The sequence below is a fragment of the Lacrimispora sphenoides JCM 1415 genome, assembly GCF_900105615.1.
GTDB classification, from domain to species: domain Bacteria; phylum Bacillota; class Clostridia; order Lachnospirales; family Lachnospiraceae; genus Lacrimispora; species Lacrimispora sphenoides.
In genome coordinates this window covers 1,367,851-1,386,892 of record NZ_LT630003.1, presented here as the reverse complement: position 1 = coordinate 1,386,892, position 19,042 = coordinate 1,367,851, and the positions used below count along the sequence as shown (strand labels likewise).

The following is a 19,042-nucleotide window of genomic DNA, read 5'->3' as shown; positions in this document are numbered from 1 at the left end:
TCTGAGTAAAAAGAGCGAAGTTTTATATCACCTCGCTCACTTTTATCACGGAGTATGTCACTTTATTCATTCAAGAATTGTAACCCCATCAATTAATTCCTTTTCAAATTCCACCCTATGATGCTTCGTGTATAATCCCGGCGCTCCTCCTGTATGGATCATGATGATCTTCTCACCTTTTTTGATTTTCCCTTCCTTAACCATATCAATGATCGCGGCAAAACATTTTCCTGTGTAACAGGGGTCGAGCAGGATGGCTTCTTTTCCTGCCATCAGACGTACCGCATCTCTTACCTCCTTTGAAGGAAGATTGTATCCGCCCCGGACATAATCTTTTTCAATATCAAAATCTTTTTGTCCAGCACTTATTTTCATTCCATATTTTTCTTTGACGCTGTCAAACAGTTCAACAATACTATGCTCTTTGTAATCATCAAAGGGAGAAATCGCCACACCGGTTAATTCCAGGCCGGAGTCTTCATTATGGAATCCACAATATAAACCCATATAGGTCCCTAAGCTGCCTACTGCAGAAATAACCCGTGCATCTCCGATTCCCATGGCAGCCGCCTGCTTTGTAAGTTCAACTGCACATTCATAGTACCCCAGGATACCGACATCATCAGAGCCACCAAGGGGTATGTAATAAACAATCTCTCCCTGAGCTTCATATTTTTTAATTGTGTCCCCAACCAACTCTTTATACTGATCAAGAGATGGACGGCCGTCATCCTTTTTAATGATTACTTCAGCGCCCATTAACCGGTCCAACAGTAAGTTTGCCGACAATTCTCCTGGGTAATCCCCAATTGCAACAATCGCACACCTCATATTGTGCTTAGCTGCCACAGCCGCTGTCAAACGGCCATGATTTGTTTGTACGCCGCCCTCAGTGATAAGCATGGTCGCCCCTTTGTTTTGTGCTTCTTTTAAAATATACTCCAGCTTTCGAAGCTTATTACCTCCCATGCCCAGACCAGTCATATCATCACGCTTAATATACATTTGGATCCCTAATTCTTCTGATATATTTTTAAGAAACTCCAAAGGAGTGGGTAAATTCAATAATGAGACTTTCTCTTGACCTAAAACCATAATAATACCTCCTTACATAGATGCCAATATTTTCAGCTGTAAATATTAATAAATCAATCCGATATTCGCAGTCCGCCTCGCTGCTTGATGAGGGTCAATTGCCGACGCTGTAAAAAAACGGCCTTTTGTATATTACATGTGGCAATGACCGTTTATATTCCAGTTACTCGCCAATCATGATCTTAACAATTTCGCGGTCCGTCTCACGCATTCCTTCCTTGCCAAGCCGCCCGACATTACGTATGGTCTCCTCAACATCACGGTTAATAATTCCTTCACCAGAACGGAACTGTTGCTCCCCATTTTTAAACATGTCATGGCCTAAGAGCCCTGCCATAATGCTGGTGGCTATTTTCCCTGCACAGGAAGGCTTGGCTCCGTCACAGATCATGCCAGATGTAATGACAACAGAATTTACAAGAGTATGTGCTATCTCCTCAAATCCGCCGCCAAACAGATAGGCGATACCGCAAGCGGCAGCACAGCCAGCACTGACAGCGCCGCAATAAGCTGACAAACGGCCAATTCCAGTCTTTTCATGGATGGATACCAGGTTTGCAAGAGCAAGGGCACGATATAATTTATCCCTTGTTACCTCCAAATCATTTGCATACTCAATCACGGGTACTGAAACCGTGATCCCCTGATTACCGCTGCCGGAGTTAATGATTACCGGTAGTTCACAGCCGCTCATTCTTGCATCACTGCCGGCCGCTGCCTTGGCAATTGCGCGGTTACGGACATCATTTCCGTAAGAGGCCAGCCAGGTACTTCCTATGTTTGCGCCATAATCATTCTTTAACCCCTCTTCAGCAATCGCCATGTTGTAATTGATTTGAGGGTCTAATATGCCTTTTATATCATTGACCTGCAGAGAATCAGCAAATTCGATTATATCGTTTAAGTTTAGCAGGCTTTTATCTGTTAAACCCACCTCCAGAGTCTTTTCAAAGCTATTTACGCTCCCTGGATCACAGCTGGCTTCCAAATTAAATAATGTTTCTCCATTTTTCTCAATCAATATGATATTTGTATGATATTGGGCGATTCTCAGTTTTACATACTCATTCCCTTGAAATAAAACAATCACGATGTCAAACGTCAGTTCTCCGTCTATCGCTTTTACCGTAATTGGCACATGATTCACAAAGTCTTTTATCTCTGACTTTTTATCGTTACTAACTACGGAAATAACCTCCAGATGCTTGGAAGCGTCACCTGCAACAATTCCTGCTGCTACTGCTGCCTCAATTCCCTTTAAGCCATCCGTATTAGGTACCACAACGCTTTTTACATTTTTAATAATATTATAGCTTACATGTACTTCTACTTTATCGGGTAAGCTGCCAAGCACCTCTCTTGCTTTTGCCGCACCATATCCTAAGGCAATCGGTTCCGTACATCCCATTGCCGGTACTAACTCTTCTTTTAAAATCTGCACATATGTTGTATAACGTAAATCTTTCGTATCCATATCAATCCTCCCCATTGCCTTAGACTTCCGACTTACTAAACAATCAATCGGATATTTACAACCCGCTTTGCTATTTGATGAGGCTAAAAGCGGGGTTTATATGAAGATTTTTGGCAGCTTCCTATATACCCCGTTTTTTTTAATTTTGAATTCACTCACCTTTTATGGATATTACAGTTTTTCCAATACCTCATCTAAGTCTAAGGTTTTAGTTCCGTCTTCAAGAATAAAAAATGGAATTCCAATATCACCATTCTCTTTAACCGCTTCATATGCCGGTTCCGATTCACGTGCAGCAAGATATGCTTTTAAATCCTTTAAATCCGCTGATAAATTTTTAAAATCTACGCTGGCTTTCCTATCAATCAGCTTATTCAATGCGTACAGAGTGTCAGGACATAAGTGGCTTCCAATTATTGTTATTTTCATAGGTATCTTTCCTTTCTTTTATGCAATAATATCTGATTTTTCAACGAATTCTTTGTTATTACTTGTTAAGCGATCATTAATCCATTCTTTTCCTTCAACCATTCTGGCTACCATCATGGATGCAATGGCATCACCAGATGAATTTAAGCAGGTTGCGGCAGGGTCAAACAGGAAACCCAAGGTCGCAATTAACGGAAATGCTTCTGGTGGAAATCCAAACAAACCGACAATCAGCATTTCGCCTACCAGACCTCCCCCCGGCGCTCCGGATAATACAAATGCAGACAAAATCGCTACGACAATTGACATCGCATAAGTACCAACTCCTGTGAACGGTTGATGAAACACTCCAAACAAAAATGCAATCTTAACAATGGAAGATAATACCGAACCGTCCATATGCATGGTCGCTCCCATTGGAAGAACAATCTCTCTAATATCCTTTGGAACTCCCATTTTGTCACAAGCGTCCAGATTTACAGGCAGAGCAGCCATTGAGCTTTGAGTTGCGAAAGCCGTCAATGCAGGAGTGGGAACAAATTTCAACATACGGCGAACCGCTTCTTTTCCACCTGCCATATAGGAATATAACGGGAAGAATATTACAACATAAATTAAGCAGAGTGGATAATACAAAATCATGGAACGGCCGTAATCACCAATCAAACTTGGCCCAAACTCTCCTACTAAGTTGGCAAAATATGCACCCAGACCAATCGGAGCAAATTTCATGATTAAATTGACCATCTTCATGATGACATTGTTTAAGTTTATAAGCATTTTTCCGACAGGACTCTCGTCACCGCCGCATGCACTTACACAGAATCCAAACATGACAGAAAAAATAATCAACGGAAGCATGTTCTGACGGCTTAAAAGTTCCGGGAAATCAGAAACAGTAAGAGCTCCGACAATCATGTCACCAACAGCGGTAGCTTCTCCGACTTCCGATGCCCCCATAGCAATTGATGTGCTTGCTGCAGGCGGGAAAATATTCACTGCAAACAGAACCAGCACAGCTGCGACAGCGCCAGTGCCGATAAAAACAACGATAAGATTCACTAAAATACTACCAAGGCGTTTCATATTTACCATGCTTCCCACAGCACTGGAAATAGAAACCATAACCATCGGAACAACGATTGTAAACATCAAGTTAAGGAAAATATCACCAAGCGGTTTAACAATTGCAGCCTTCTCACCTGCAACCAATCCAAAACCAGATCCGATCAGGATTCCCAGCACCAACAGGATCGGGAACCGATAGCTTTTCCAGATATCTTTTTTATTCATAAGTACACTTCTCCTTTTTACCCCATAATTTTGATTTCAAGTGACTTTCATAATTCCTTTATCTTAAAGACGATTTACCGCATCCTCCAGCTGTTTCATGGCTATTTCCAGCACGCTTCTCGGACATGCTGCATTTAACCTCATATAGCCGGAAAGGCTCCGGCCAAAGGTATAGCCTTCATTTAATCCCAATTTTGCTTCTTCAATCATAAATTTTCTTAATCTTTCATTATTCATTCCCAATTCCCTGCAATCCAGCCATACCAGATAAGTAGCATCCGGTACATTGGGTTTGATTTTAGGAATGTACTTCTCACAATAATCTCTGATAAACTCAAAGTTTTCAGAGAGATATGGAAGCAGTTGTTCTAACCACTCTTCCCCCTCGTTAAACGCCGCTTCCATGGCTACGGAGCTGAATGCATTATTCCTGTGAATGTCTAAATTCATCCAGAACTTATCAAAAGCCGCCTTCATCTCCAGGTTCGGGAAAACATTCGTTGACGCCTGTAATCCTGCAAGATTAAATGTTTTTGTACCAGAAATACAACTTATGACATGATCTCTGGCCGTTTCTGATATCATAGCGGTTGGAATATGTTTCTTGCCATGGAACACCAGATCAGAATGTATTTCGTCAGAAACCATCAGCACGTCATTGGCATGGCAAATCTCAAACATCTTCTGCAGCTGCTCTTTCGTCCAGACGATCCCAAGAGGATTATGGGGGCTGCACAAAAGAAAGATTTTCACATTCGGGTCTTTTGCTTTCTCCTCAAAATCTGCAAAATCAATTGTCCATTTTCCATCCTGTTCAACCAGTTGGTTTTCAACTACGTTTCTTTCCCATGCCTCTGTGATATCGTAGAACTCAGAATACACGGGAGTCTGAATCATAATGGAATCCCCTTTCCTGGTAAATACCTTGACAATTGAAGACAGTGCAGGTACAACTCCCAGGCTCCAGCTTACTTTTTCCTTGTCAATCTTCCAGCCATGCCTGCGGAACTGCCAGCTTAGTATTGCATCAAAATAAGAGTCAGGCCGATATGTATATCCCCAGATCCCTTCCATTGCTTTTTCCACGCATGCATTGATGATTGGCTGTGCCGTTTGGAAATCCATATCTGCGACCCAAAGCGGAATCACATCCGCGGTACCAAACTTTTTTTGCCTCTCATCGTATTTTCCAGCGCGGTTTTCACTTCGGTCAACTACGATGTCAAAATTATACTTCATATGAAGCTCCTTTCAGTTTTATATTTATATATAGAGCAACACACGTGCCAACTTTTCATGAAATAGAAAATATATTAATAAAAACGTAGAAAAAGCTTGTAAATACTGCCTTTTCTACGTTTATCTTTTTTTAATCATCATGAAGAACTTTGCCGAGAAAGAAAGCCCTTTTCTTCCTGGTCTTTAATTGGTTATAATTTGGTTATTATTCGGTTGTTAATTGACTGTTAATTAGTTGTTAATAGACAATCATGTGGTTATATGCCAGACTATCTTAGCCAATTAATTGGTTATCCAATCGACTCCTTTTTTGGTAATGCTACTTCCGCCTCTGCCCCTTGCAACAATTACGTAGCCGTTTTCCTCTAATCTGCCTAATATTTTACGCACCTGGGGCTGAGTCAACTTTACCTTGCGCTTCTGCGCCTCCAACAGTATTTTATCCCGTCCAATGGACTGTCCTGTACGTTCTGCATTGTAAAGAATCTCCAGAATCACCCGTTCCTGTTCGGTAGGCATATGTGATGCATTCTGGTACTGAAGCGGCTGATCTGCGGCGTACAGTTTCAGTTCAGCATCTTTTATCTCACCCGCCTCTTCGCAGTATTTACCTATACGAAAAACCGGAGGTAAATCATCAATTGTTATGACGGTATGCCCGGTAAAGCACAAATAATCTACGACATTACGCAGTTCCCGTATGTTTCCCGGCCACTGGTATTGGCGAAATAACTCCTTGATATCATCATTTAAACGGAATTTTCCTCCAAGTTCTTTACGAAAACTATCCAGAATTAAGAATACATCTTCCGCTCTCTTTCGCAGCGGAGGGATTAACACCGGCAATGCGTTCAGTCTGTAATAAAGATCCTGCCGGAACGTACCTACCGCTACCTTTTGCTCAAGCTCTTCATTTGTTGCAGCAACGATCCGCACATCAACATGAATAATTTGATTTCCGCCAACCCGCATGATTTCTCGTTCCTGCAAAACACGCAGCAGCTTTACCTGCAGCGCAGGGCTCATGCCTTCCACTTCATCTAAAAACAGTGTCCCTTGATGTGCGAACTCAAATAAACCTGGGCGGCCTCCCTTTTTCGCGCCGGTAAAAGCTCCTTCTTCATAACCAAACAGCTCACTTTCCAATAAATTCTCCGGCATAGCCCCACAGTTAATTGCCACAAAAGGCTGATCCCTGCGCTTTGACGCATTATGGACGGAATGTGCAAACAGTTCTTTACCGGTTCCTGTTTCCCCAATTAACAATACCGGAGATTCTGTGCCGGCCATTTTATTTAAGATGAATTTAGTCTTTAAGATAAGATCGGACTCTCCAATCACATCATCAAAACAATATTTGGCTCTATGTCCCTGGCCCTTTTTCATCAATTGAACCCGAAGTTCGTTTTGCCGGCGCTCCATCTCATTAAACTTCTGCAAGATGGCAAAAGCACCAATACAGACATCCCGCCTTAACACCGGCCGCACATAAAGGCTTACCAGATTTCCTGCAACCCTCACAACTTGAGGATTCGTCTCCTTTTTCTCCTCTAAGCATTTCCGGAACGGGATATAAGGGAATACTTCTTCCCCCATGTTTGTAAGACTAAGATTTTCAGGAACACGGGTGATATCGGCTGCATTTTTGTTGATTGCATATATTTCTCCATGTTCATTTACCGCGATCACTCCCTGATCAAGTACTTCCATGAGAATATCAAACTGACTCTCCAATCTCCTGGAACGATTGAACATCTGGTCAAAATAATAGGTGTTGGTGCATACCGATTCCTGATACTGTTTAAACGTGGCTTCTTCCAGTAAATCGTCAAAACCCAGCCTGAAGGCGGCTTCAATCATGGTATCGGCAGAGCAGGTTCTCTGTCCCAAATTTATAATTGTGGGAATTCCGCTTGGCACATAACGCTCTTCATCCGGAGTAACCGCAATCTCTGCCATATCTGTCAGCTTGCTTCCCGGCGCATAGAGTATAAACTTTAAATGGGTTATCCCCAGCTGTTCCAGCTGTGTTACCGCTTCCCTGGCCATAACCTCAGTGATATTAACAAAAATGACTTTTGTTCCCTTCGGAATTTCTTCCAAACGGCGTACAGCTTCTTTAAAATAAGTAACCTGAATTTCCATCCGCTGTGCATCTGACGGAATATATCGATTCGTATTCCCCATGGCATCAAAAGCATCTGTCGAGCCCATATACAAATCGCACGGTTCCATATTCGCTGCCGTTCCATCCATCATGCTATAATTTCGTACAACAGCCCGTTCCCCAAACACCGACCGAACCTGCTGCGCATATGCTTTTCCCGCAAAAGGGTCTAGTGCAATAACCGCAATACTTTTTTTCATGCTTTACCTTCCTGTGATGACAAAAGAACCAAACACCAGCTTACGCTGCTCTTACTCCTGCTGTCTCAAGTATAACACAGCAAAAAAAGCTGGTAAAGATATTACCTTTCGTATTTTTCACCTTCGGAAAGCTGGTTATCCGGTACCGGCCCATCAATCCCCGGCTCCTTTACTCCTTTCTTCTCCTTGGAAACAAGTACCTGTCATTAGTTTTATACCACCACGCCCTTTTTTAAAATGATGTTTGCATATAACGCCTTTTCACTTGTCATAATGACAACCGATGACTTCTCCTTTGTCTTTTCGTAGAATTTCCACTTATCGATTTCTTCAAAGCAGCCAGCGCCCCGATCATCATAGTTTGCCACGATTTCTTTGTACTGCTCCCAAATAGGGGTTTCCACTTTATCTCCCGCAACCACCGCCATTAAAGTCACCGGATGCTCCTCATAAGTATCCAGGGGAAATACCTGAAGGATTGCAGCCAATATCTCAGCCACGCCGTGTCCATCCATGCGAATCACCTTCTGCCCATAGGTATGACCCGGAAAGTTCCCATCACCAATGGTCAGCTCATCCGTATGCCCCATTTCACAAAGTATTTTTAACAGTTCCGGGCTTAAAATTGCCGGTATTCCTTTTAACATCTTTCTTCCTCCTCAGCCAGATAAAAATTAAGGGCTGCTGCCCGGAGATTTTCCATCGCCTGATGCAGCAGCCCGATTGATCAATTTATTCCTTAGTCATACAGATTCTGTATAATTTCTTCGTTGTCCATATTATCAACGGTGTACCACTTACAGCCTGTATCCACGTCAGTTACTGCTTCACCCCTGGCTGCTTTCACAGCCAGCTCGACTGTCTGGTATCCGATCTCTACCGGTGCCTGGGTAACAGCGCCGGCAAGTCTGCCGTCTTTTACCGCATCCTTAATCATGGTACCGGAGTCAAATGCAACACCGATTACTTCCTTCCCCAGTCTTCCCAGATTCTCATCACCTGTGATCAGGCCTTCCCCTGTCTTCTGGTTTGATGCGAATATGCAGATCGTATCATCTTTATTTAATATTGTCTGCGCGTCTGTTGTCATCAGAGAGGCTTCAACTTTTGCAGGAACTGCAACATCCAGAATAACATCTGCAGAGCCGCCCTTGTCCGCTTTAGCGTCACTTACAAATTTTTCATTTCCGGTTACGCATACACTTTTTCCATCAGCTTCAATCAGTTCGGTAATCTTATTAATAAAACCAAGTCCGCGGCTGATAATGGATTCTGATGTGGCATCCTGGTTCAGAACTCCGATCCGTACACTGCCAGTGGCTTTTGCAATGATATCCTTTACCAGCGGATATGTATTTTCGGCTGCCACTTCTCCTGCCTTGTAATTGTCCGTAGCCGCATTGGCCACAACGGAACCTGCCGGTGCATCCGGAACACCGGAGTCAAATCCTATGATCGGGATTTTTGCATCCTGAGCTTCCTTAATGCTGTCGTTTAAAGCTGATACATCCAGGGCTGCCAGTCCAATTGCATTTGGCTGCATCTGAACCGCATTGTTCACCATCTGAACCTGCTGGGCAATATCCGATTCAGAATCCGGTCCCTGATATTCCAGACGGACTCCCAATTCTTTTGCTGCGTTTTGAGCGCCCTTATATACTGCCTGCCAATATTGGGACTGAAATCCTTTTGCTACCAGATAAACAGTCATATCTCCGTTAGAAGCAGCTTCTGTGGCTGCAGGGGCCTGAGTGCCATCTGAAGTTTTAGCCTCTGTGGCTTCAGGAGCTGCAGAGGTACTGCCCGTTGCTTTGCTTCCGCATCCGGCCAGGGCGGTGGCAATCATTGCCGTGCTCAGTAAAATTCCCAATACATTTCGTTTCATTTTTACTTCCTCCTCATATTTGAATGGTACTATATGTAAATTCTTTCGAATCACATTCCCTGTATTTGTTTAATTTTTCTTACGGTTTCTATATACATCAGCAAATACTGCAACTACTAATACAAGACCTGTTGCAACCTGCTGATAGTGTGTCTGCAGCCCTACGAATGGCAGGCCTGTTTTCAGTACGGAAATAATAAACACACCGATCATAGTACCTGCAATCGTACCGGTACCGCCTGCCATTGAAGTTCCTCCGATTACCACACCTGCGATGGCATCCATTTCAAATCCGGCTCCTCCGCCTGGAAGCAAAGTGGAATAAATGGTGGAGTATGCAAGGCCTGCAATTCCTGCAAAAGTACCGCTGATGATATATGCGATGATCAGGTACTTGTCAACATTAACACCGGAAAGCCGCGTGGCCTCCTTGTTACTGCCAAGTGAAAGGATATATCGCCCGGTTTTCGTCTTATTCAATACGATGGCCATAATGACGGCTGCAGCGATCAGAAGCACAAAACCAGTGGGAATCAGTAATCCACCTGCTGTTTTAATCTTGAAAAGGCAGCGGTACCAGCCTTCAGGATCAGAACCGGATTTCCAGGTAACCGACTGGGCGCCTGTGATAATGGAACCGATTCCCTTTGACAGCATCATCGTGCCAAGGGTAGCGATAAAAGGGGGCAGCCCCATTTTAGCCACCAGCAGGCCATTTATCAAACCAAAAATCATGCCGATGAGAATACAGATAATAATTGTAAGCCACATTGGAAAACCTTTGTTAACGCTCAGATAACCGGCCACCAGACCTGACATGGTCAATACGGTACCGATTGACAGATCGATTCCGCCCGTTGCAATTACAAAGCAGATTCCGATCGCCATAAATCCGATATAATACGATGCGTCAAATATATTTACCATGGTATTGTAGGTAGCAAACCGGGGATTCATTAAGCCAAATACCCCATAAATGACAATCAGTGCCAGCAATGCAACCAGTCTCTGTGTACCGATTGCCTTTACAACCGGATTGTTTTTCAGTTTTTCCATCTCTTTCTCCTCCTGGATTAATTTCTCAAGGTGGCCGCAGTCATGATACGTTCCTGCGTCACTTCTTCAATGGGGAGCTCTCCTGTGATACGTCCCTCACACATCACGATGACTCTGTCACTCATACGAAGGATCTCCGTCATTTCCGAAGATATCATGATGATGGATTTCCCCTGCTTTACCAGTTCATTCATTAAATGATAGATCTCACTTTTTGCACCTACATCGATTCCCCTTGTAGGTTCATCAAAGATCAGGATATCACAGTTTTTGATCAGCCATTTTGCTATGACTACCTTCTGCTGGTTCCCTCCTGATAAGTTCATTACCAACTGATCCACTCCGGGAGTCTTGATATTCAATGTTTTCACATATTGTTCCGCTTCCCTCTGTTCTTTCTCTTGATCAATAAACAGACCCTGGATAAAATCCGGCAAAGAAGCCATCGATGCGTTTTCGGCTACGGTTTTCTGGATAACAAGACCAAACCGTTTCCGGTCCTCAGACAGATATCCGATTCCGTGTTTTACCGCATCCTCTGTTGTCTTTATCTCCGCCTTGTCGCCATTGATGAATATATCTCCGCTTTCCTTTCTATCAGCCCCGAAGATCACTCTGGCTGTCTCTGTTCTTCCTGCTCCCATCAGCCCGGAAAAGCCAAGGATCTCGCCCTTGTGCAGTTCAAAGCTGACGTCCTTTACCAGTCTTCCGGCATTTAAATGCTCCACCTTAAGGACAACGGGTGCGCCCTCCGGCACATTGCTCACCTGCTTTGGCGTCTCATAAATAACACGACCAACCATCATATTGATAATATCATCCTTGGTGCAATCCCTGGTGACCAGTGTCCCCACATAACTGCCGTCACGCATAACCGTCACCCGGTCTGTAATTACCTTGATTTCATCCATCCGGTGGGATATGTAAACAATTCCCAGACCTTTGGTCCTTAAATCCCGGATGATTTTAAACAGCTCCTCGATCTCAGCTTCTGTCAAGGCTGCTGAAGGCTCATCAAATACAATCAGCTTCACTTCTCTGGAAATTGCCTTTGCAATTTCACACATCTGCTGTCTTCCTACGGTCAGGTTCCCCATAGTTTCTGCTGGGTTAATATCTATATTCAGTCTGTCAAACAGCTTCTTGGCCTCCCTGTTCATCTGGGAATCATCAATTAGCCCGCCTTTCATCATCTCCCTGCCAATGAAGATATTCTGCGCGACCGTAAGATGATTCATCATATTAAGCTCCTGATGCACAATGGCAATTCCTGAGTCCTGGGCTTCCTTAGGAGTGGTAAACTCCATCTCTTTTCCTTCAAATTCAATCGTGCCGGAGTCCTTTGAATAAATACCGGTAAGTATTTTCATCAGCGTGGATTTTCCTGCACCATTCTCACCCATTAACGCGTGAACCTCGCCGCTTTTCACTTCCAGGTCCACATGGTCCAGTGCATGCACACCGGGAAAGGACTTGTCAATCCCCTTCATTCTAAGCATCACGTCGCCCACATTTTCACCTTCCATCTCCTCTGATTATAAGAGCGAACCGTTTCGCTCCCTCTTCTATCATTATATATTCTTTCATATTTTTTCCTATAGAGGATCTTACAAAAAAAGAGGAATATTTTACTTTTCCGTAAAATACTCCTCTTTTTCTTTCTTCTGTCTGATTGATAATTCCGTTATAACGGAAACTTTTTCTCGATTAAAACGGAAACAGCAGTTTCTGGTTTTCATCCGTGTAGATATTGTCTACCGTTATGATCTCAGTTTCAGAATAAATGATCTTCTCTACCTTCTTTCCCTTTGCGATTTCCACGGCCTTCTGTATTCCTAAATAACCCATGTTAAAGGGTTTCTGTACAATGAGCGTATCAATGATCCCTTCTTCCAGGTACTGGATTCCCTCCACATCATTATCAAAACCAACTATATATATTTTATGTTTGAGATCCATTTCCCGCACGGCCCGGGCAACTCCGACTGTGGAATAGAGATTTAAACCGGCGATCAGATTAATTTCCGGCTTTTCTTTCAGAAGCTGCTTTGTCTGTTCATAAGCCTGTTCATAGTCTGAATTGCTGAATAATACAGTTTCAATCCGGTTTTCGTATTCTCCAAGTCCGGTCCTGACCCCCTGTTCACGTTCAATGGCAGTGGAAGAAGCTTTTACAAAGGACATAATGGCAATTCTCGTATCATCTTTCATATAGTCCAGCATTTTATTGCCCATCTGGGTTCCTGCCTCTATGTTATCCGTGCTGACACAGCACTCTGCCAGATCCTCATCCAGCATGGAATCCAACAGAACCAGTTTGATGCCGGCTTCCTTTATTTTCCATACCGAATCCGTCATCTCCGAATATCTGATGGGTGACAATGCGATCACATCGGGATTTAGTTTAATTGCTTCATCAATGTATTTTTCCTGCGTTACATAATCGTTTTCAATTTGAGGAGCAAGGATAACGATATCAGCCTGATACTCCCTGGCGGCACTTTTTGCGCCGGATATCATTGACATCCAAAAATCATTTGTTTCATCCATGACTTTAGGAATAAAAACAATCTTCACCTTTTTATTCTCCCTGAATACCCCCAACCGAATCAGAGAGAAGACAAAACAGGAAGCAGCCAGCAGAAGCAGCACTAAAACAATTCCATTTTTATGCTTTTTCATCTGTATCCTCCTTGCGCTCCGGCAGCAGGAAGGGGATTTCAATGGTAATTGCCGTTCCTATTTCCCTTTCGCTGTCCACCTGAATTCCATATTCCTCACCGTAATACAGCTTTAAGCGGTTCTGTATATTTCCCAGCCCTACTCCATTGTGTTTCCCCCCGGTTTTATTTTTGTTCCGGAAAAGGTTCTGCAGAGTCTCTGTTTCCATCCCTATCCCATCATCCATCACCTTAAGGATAACTTTATTTTCCAGACGATACCCTGTAATCCAAATATGGCCGCGCCCTTCTTTATACTTAAGTCCATGATACAGCGCATTCTCTACAAGGGGCTGCATAACCAGTTTTATGATGTGGCATTCCAGTATATCCGGATTTACCTGGATATCAAAGGTTACCTTATCCCTATAACGCATCTGCTGAATTAAGAGATAATTTTTTGTGTATTCCAATTCCTGGCTGATTGTGACAAACACATCGGAATTCCCGATGGCCTGCCGGAAGAACCGGGCCAATATGGAAGTCATTTTTATGGCCTGCTGCGCATCATCGGTTTCAATCATCCAGATGATAGAGTCCAGAGTATTATATAGAAAGTGAGGATTGATCTGTGACTGCAGAGCCTTCAGTTCGCTTTTCCGCTTTTCCACCTGTTCCGCCATATTCCTCTTCATCAATTCATCAATATGTTCCGTCATCCGGTTGAAGGACCGGTTTAAGCTGGCGATCTCATTATCTCCTCCTGCATCAATGTATACCGGCTGAAATCTTCCCTCCTGTACTTTCTTCATACCTGCCTGAAGCTGTTTGATGGGCTTTGTTATGCTGTCGGACAGGAATATGGCAATTACGCCTGCCAGGATGATCAGCGCCAGTGCCATGCCAATGTACATGGCTCTCATGGCCTGTTCTCTTTTTACCAGCTCAGAGGTATACACAACCCCCACAATGGTCCAGCCGGTTTTACCTGAGTGAAAGGTGGTATAAATCTTATTCTCCCCGTTCTCATCTTTATAGGAGATTCCTGTTTTCTGATTCAGAACTTCTTTCAGCAGCTCATTTTTTACCCCGCTTAAGATCAGCTGCTGCTGGGGATGGTATACGATTTCCCCTTTCTGATCCACAATATATACATATCCTTTATTTCCCAGATGGATTGATTCACACAGGTCATTGATCACATCATAATTTAAATCAAGAATGAACAGTCCTTCCACCTGTTGGGTCTTGGGATTCTGGATTCCCCTGCTGAGAGTCACCACCCATTTGTAATCTCCCTTCACCAGATTCTGGACATGGGAAGAGGAAATGACAATTTCACTTCCTGCCTCTTTTGCTTCCCGGTACCATTCCTTCTTTTCCAACTGTGCTCTGGTATTCATCGCACGGTTTCCGCCGTTGATAAAATACCTGCCATTGTTTCCAAGGATCGCAATATTGTAAATATCCTTTCTCACCTGAAGAATGGTCTGGAATTCTTCCTTCAGATGAGGCCACACTCCGGTTTCATCATCACCAAACAGATATTCCCGCATGTCCCGGTTGCTGACAACCACATGAGAGATATTTTCCATATGATCCACATAATTTTCGATGCTTAAGTTTACCTGTTCAATCAACCGGCGGCTGTTCTCTTCGGAGTTTTCCATCAGGTTCTCTTTGGTATATTTTATGGAAAAAAACATGAATGCAGTCACAATCAGCAGAACCAGACAGGAGAAATAAATGATCATGCTGGTGCGAATGCTTTTAAACCTTATTTTCCTAATCATTTTTACCCTTCTGTCCGGTTACGGATTTTGCATATTCTCTGGGTGTATTCCCTACAGTCTTTTTAAAAATTGAACTAAAATAATTGGAATCACTGTACCCACAGCATTCCGCAATCTCATAGGTTTTCATGGTTGTGTTTTTCAGCAGTTCCTTTGCCGCTTCCATCCTGGTCTTTGTCAGGGCCTCCACAAAGGTCATTCCGGTGTAATTTTTAAATGCGGAGCTGAAATAGCTGACACTGATCGCCAGCTTACCGCATACCTCCTGAAGGGAAAGACTGCATTCGGAATAATGCTCCGAGATATAATTAAGGGCCATTGCCGCCCGTTCTTCTCCATAGCTGCTGCGGTTCCTGTTCATAAGATCTGCCGCGGAATCAAAAAAATCCAGCAGCTTTTCTTCCATTTCAGAGATATAACTGCAACCGTAAAGGCCGGAAAAAAGCTCCTGCCCTTTTAGGAAAAGCTCCGCATCCTCCATGTTCAGACGTTCCAAAGAATTCATCACCGCCAGAATAAGGCTTTGACAGAAAATCACAACCTTGGTCCGTGAAAGCCATTTCCCGCTGCATTCGTCCCGGATCGAGGATACTTCCCGGCGTATCTCTTCCTTTAAATTGCTCTGGACGGCTAGAATCAATCTCTTTTCCCTGTCATTTTTTTCAAATCCGGCATCTGGCTGGAACCGGCATTTCTGGTATTGATCCCATTCATAAACATGGGATTCCTTTTCCAGATAAAGGTATTCTTTCATCCCCAGGGCTTTTTCATAAGAAAGATTCAAGCCGTTTAAATTCATGACAGCAATCCCTATCAGACAAAACACTTCGATCCCTAATTTGCTGTTGATGTCCTGTACCATCATCCGGCATAAGCGGGCCATATTATTATCCTGATCGTTGCTGCGGCTCCGCTTAATATACGCAATCATGGTTCCGTCATTTCCTTGAAAGGCCAGAACATCCTCCGGGTATTTTGCCCTGGTAAATTCCGTCATGTGCTCCAGCTCCATCCGGCTGACCGGCTCTCTTGGAAAGAAAATTGCAGCACAGTAGCTGTCTCCACGGAAATTGATTTTAAATTCCCTCAGCTTTTCCCCTATGGCCTCCTCCGGTATCTTTCCCTGGGCCAGCTGAAGCAGGAACTGGTTTTCCAGCAATGGATAGCTGTCTTCGTACCGGATACGCACCTGCTGATTATTCCTCTCATCCTCCAGAATCTTATGGATCTCCATCAAGTTTTCCATAAGCTCTGCGGATGTGACAGGCTTTAATATATAGGAAAACACATGATATTCCAGCGCTTTTTTTGCATATTCAAATTCTTCATATCCCGTAATAATTGCTACCTTGGTATTTTTGGCATGTTCATATACATACTTTGCAAGTTCCAGTCCATCCACATGGGGCATGCAGATATCAGTGAGAATCAGGCTGACCGGCTCCTGTTCAATAAATGCTATGGCCTCCCTGCCGTTCTCGCAGATACCCGCTAATTCGTACCCTAGTTCCTCCCACGGGATTTTTCTGGAAATCCGTTCCCGGATTAATATTTCGTCATCCACCAGCAATACTTTATACATGTTTTTCCCCCGTCAAACAATCCTTCCGATGGAGTCTCCCTTTGACAACATGGTCTGGAGTATTTCCACCTGCGGTTCCCGTCTGCTGCCGTTCTTTAACCGTTCCATCATAATCTCGGCTGCCCTTACAGCAATCTGTTCCATGGGCTGTGTGATCATCCAAAGCTTAGGCTTTACCACTTGAGCCAGCATCATATTGTCAAACCCGATTACGGAGATTTCCTTTGGAAAAGAAACATTCTGTTCATTCAAGGCAATCACAGCTCCAAGTGTAATCTCATAATTGCTTAAAAACACTGCTGTAGGCCGTTCTTTCATGCCTAACATTTTTTTCATGGCTTCATATCCATGTCCTACAGTTAATTCTCCCTTCAAAATGCAGGCTTCTCCCCCAGTTACCTCCATGGCCCGGCAAAAACCATAAAGCCTCTTTCTGGCCGTGTAATAATGCTCATCCCCGCAGATCATACCGATCCGGCGGTGTCCATATGCCAGAAGCTTCTCCACCGCCAGCTTTGATGCCGTTTCATTGTCAACAATCACGCTGTCAAATTCCTGATCATCGAAAATCCGGTCAATCAGTACAATAGGAATCCCCCGTTCCCTGGCAAGCTTTAAATAACCGGAATTTTCAGACGTAGGAAAAGTGATAATTCCATCCACCTGTTTGCTCAGAAGAAACTGTATCTCTTCTGCCTCTAATTCCGGATTTCCGCGGCAGTCACAAAGAAACATCCCGTATCCGTGCTGACGGAGGATGTCTTCCATCCGGGATATAATGGTTCCTGCAAAAATATTTTTCAAATCATGGAGCAAAACCCCTACGATTCTGGTCTGCCTTGTTTTTAAGCCCCGGGCAACTTCATTGACTTCATAATGGAGTTCCTCTATGGCCCTGCCGATTGCCGCCCTGTTTTCCGGCAGAACATTGCCGCCATTTAAATATTTGGAAATTGTAGCCAATGACAGCCCCGTCAGCTTCTGAATGTCTCTTATTGTTGCGCCCATAGTTTCCTTTCCTGACCGCGAAACGTTTCGCTCTTATTCCTTTTCATTATACATTAACTGCGGCCAAAAGAACAGTATCAAATTTACATGCACCCCATGGCTCACAAAAAGAAAGAGAAGCTTCCTTTCCGGCTGCTCCTCTTTCTTTTCCCTATTTTACAATATAGCCATCCTCATCCCACAGGGCATGCCAGTCTGATGCTCCTTCCCAGAGGAACACCTGTCCTTTTACCAACCGGTTATTGCGCTCAAGGGTTGCAATTGTTTTCATCTCATCCTCTGTAAGCGGATCTTCTGTCATGGCTCTTAAGTTGCTGACATACTCTGCTTCGTAGATGGAAAATGGAATGGGAATCTGACCTCTCTGTCTGGCCCATTTCAGTGCAATGAGGGCCGGATGGCATCCGTGAGCCTCTGCGATTTTCTTCATTTCAGGCTGCTGTAAGTCTGCAATATCTTCCTGGCACATATCCCGCTCCGGGCGTTGGGGAGAACCAAGGGGCATGAAGCCTACAGGCTGGATTTTATGTGCTACAAGATAATCAAAAAGCTCCTGCTGCTGGAAGCAGGGATGGAGTTCCATTTCACAGGCAACGGGCATGATTTTCATCAGCGGTAAAACTGCTTCCAGTTTTGGTATGGTCATATTGGAAATTCCAATGTTACGGATAAGTCCTTTTTCTACAAGCGCCTCACACTGTCTGTATGTACGGATGAATTCCTCTGTGCTGAAGGGTCTGGAATCAGGATTGCGGGAATCAGCATCACAATGAGGGGCATGATAGTTTGGAAATGGCCAATGGATAAAAAACAGGTCCATATAGCCGCACTGCAAGTCCAAAATACTCTTTTTACAGGACTCCTCTACCCGTTCATGCATATCATTCCACACTTTTGTCATGATAAACAGTTCTTTTCTGTCCACCACGCCTTCCTCAAACGCCTCCTGGAATACCTTTCCAATCTGGTCCTCATTGCCGTAGCAGGCGGCACAGTCAAACATCCGGTATCCGCAGCGGATTGCTCCTGCCACCGCAGAGGACACCTGTTCCGGGGTAAAACGGTCAGAACCAAAGGTTCCCATTCCAACACAGGGAATCTGCTCTCCTGTATATAGTGTTACTTTGGGCACATTTGCCTGATTGATAAATTCTCCCATCT

At 43.9% G+C, this 19,042-nt stretch carries 15 protein-coding genes; all 15 read right to left on the bottom strand.

Translation table 11 applies throughout. The features are described 5' to 3' along the window. Positions 1-66: 66 nt before the first annotated feature. The gene (locus BMX69_RS06130; RefSeq protein ID WP_100041858.1) at positions 67-1,095 is read right to left on the bottom strand and encodes a 1-aminocyclopropane-1-carboxylate deaminase/D-cysteine desulfhydrase; all 1,029 of its coding nucleotides are present in this window, start codon (positions 1,093-1,095) and stop codon (positions 67-69) included. Between the two features lie 163 nt (positions 1,096-1,258). Beyond that, entirely contained in the window at positions 1,259-2,569 is a 1,311-nt protein-coding gene (locus BMX69_RS06125; RefSeq protein WP_100041857.1) for an L-cysteine desulfidase family protein, read from the bottom strand. Positions 2,570-2,740: 171 nt separating this feature from the next. Continuing rightward, on the bottom strand, positions 2,741-2,998 hold the full coding sequence (locus BMX69_RS06120) for a glutaredoxin (RefSeq protein ID WP_100041856.1): 258 nt from the start codon (positions 2,996-2,998) through the stop codon (positions 2,741-2,743). An 18-nt stretch (positions 2,999-3,016) separates the two neighbouring features. Next, complete coding sequence (locus BMX69_RS06115) at positions 3,017-4,291, bottom strand: dicarboxylate/amino acid:cation symporter (RefSeq protein ID WP_100041855.1); 1,275 nt, start codon at positions 4,289-4,291, stop codon at positions 3,017-3,019. 63 nt (positions 4,292-4,354) lie between these two features. Then, the gene (locus BMX69_RS06110) at positions 4,355-5,530 is read right to left on the bottom strand and encodes a MalY/PatB family protein (RefSeq protein WP_100041854.1); all 1,176 of its coding nucleotides are present in this window, start codon (positions 5,528-5,530) and stop codon (positions 4,355-4,357) included. Positions 5,531-5,812: 282 nt separating this feature from the next. Beyond that, a complete protein-coding gene (locus BMX69_RS06105; protein WP_100041853.1) occupies positions 5,813-7,897 on the bottom strand; it encodes a sigma 54-interacting transcriptional regulator in 2,085 nt (694 codons plus the stop codon). Between the two features lie 212 nt (positions 7,898-8,109). Beyond that, positions 8,110-8,544 carry an RbsD/FucU family protein gene (locus tag BMX69_RS06100; protein ID WP_025232782.1) on the bottom strand — a complete coding sequence of 145 codons (435 nt, stop codon included), beginning with the start codon at positions 8,542-8,544 and terminating at the stop codon, positions 8,110-8,112. Positions 8,545-8,636: 92 nt separating this feature from the next. Further along, positions 8,637-9,782, bottom strand: a complete 1,146-nt coding sequence (locus BMX69_RS06095) for a substrate-binding domain-containing protein (protein WP_054790578.1) — start codon at positions 9,780-9,782, stop codon at positions 8,637-8,639. Between the two features lie 69 nt (positions 9,783-9,851). Then, the gene (locus BMX69_RS06090) at positions 9,852-10,838 is read right to left on the bottom strand and encodes an ABC transporter permease (protein WP_054790577.1); all 987 of its coding nucleotides are present in this window, start codon (positions 10,836-10,838) and stop codon (positions 9,852-9,854) included. A 17-nt stretch (positions 10,839-10,855) separates the two neighbouring features. Beyond that, entirely contained in the window at positions 10,856-12,349 is a 1,494-nt protein-coding gene (locus tag BMX69_RS06085; RefSeq protein WP_054790615.1) for a sugar ABC transporter ATP-binding protein, read from the bottom strand. A 196-nt stretch (positions 12,350-12,545) separates the two neighbouring features. Continuing rightward, positions 12,546-13,520, bottom strand: a complete 975-nt coding sequence (locus tag BMX69_RS06080) for a substrate-binding domain-containing protein (RefSeq protein ID WP_054790576.1) — start codon at positions 13,518-13,520, stop codon at positions 12,546-12,548. Further along, on the bottom strand, positions 13,507-15,291 hold the full coding sequence (locus BMX69_RS06075) for a cache domain-containing sensor histidine kinase (RefSeq protein ID WP_100041852.1): 1,785 nt from the start codon (positions 15,289-15,291) through the stop codon (positions 13,507-13,509). Before BMX69_RS06075 ends, BMX69_RS06080 begins: the two co-directional genes overlap by 14 nt. Beyond that, entirely contained in the window at positions 15,284-16,873 is a 1,590-nt protein-coding gene (locus BMX69_RS06070; protein ID WP_100041851.1) for a response regulator transcription factor, read from the bottom strand. The genes BMX69_RS06075 and BMX69_RS06070 overlap by 8 nt, the downstream gene beginning before the upstream one ends. A 12-nt stretch (positions 16,874-16,885) precedes the next feature. After that, positions 16,886-17,881, bottom strand: coding sequence for a LacI family DNA-binding transcriptional regulator (locus BMX69_RS06065; RefSeq protein WP_100041850.1), 996 nt, complete (start codon positions 17,879-17,881; stop codon positions 16,886-16,888). A gap of 151 nt (positions 17,882-18,032) precedes the next feature. After that, on the bottom strand, positions 18,033-19,040 hold the full coding sequence (locus tag BMX69_RS06060) for an aldo/keto reductase family protein (protein ID WP_100041849.1): 1,008 nt from the start codon (positions 19,038-19,040) through the stop codon (positions 18,033-18,035). Between the last annotated feature and the right edge of the window lie 2 nt (positions 19,041-19,042).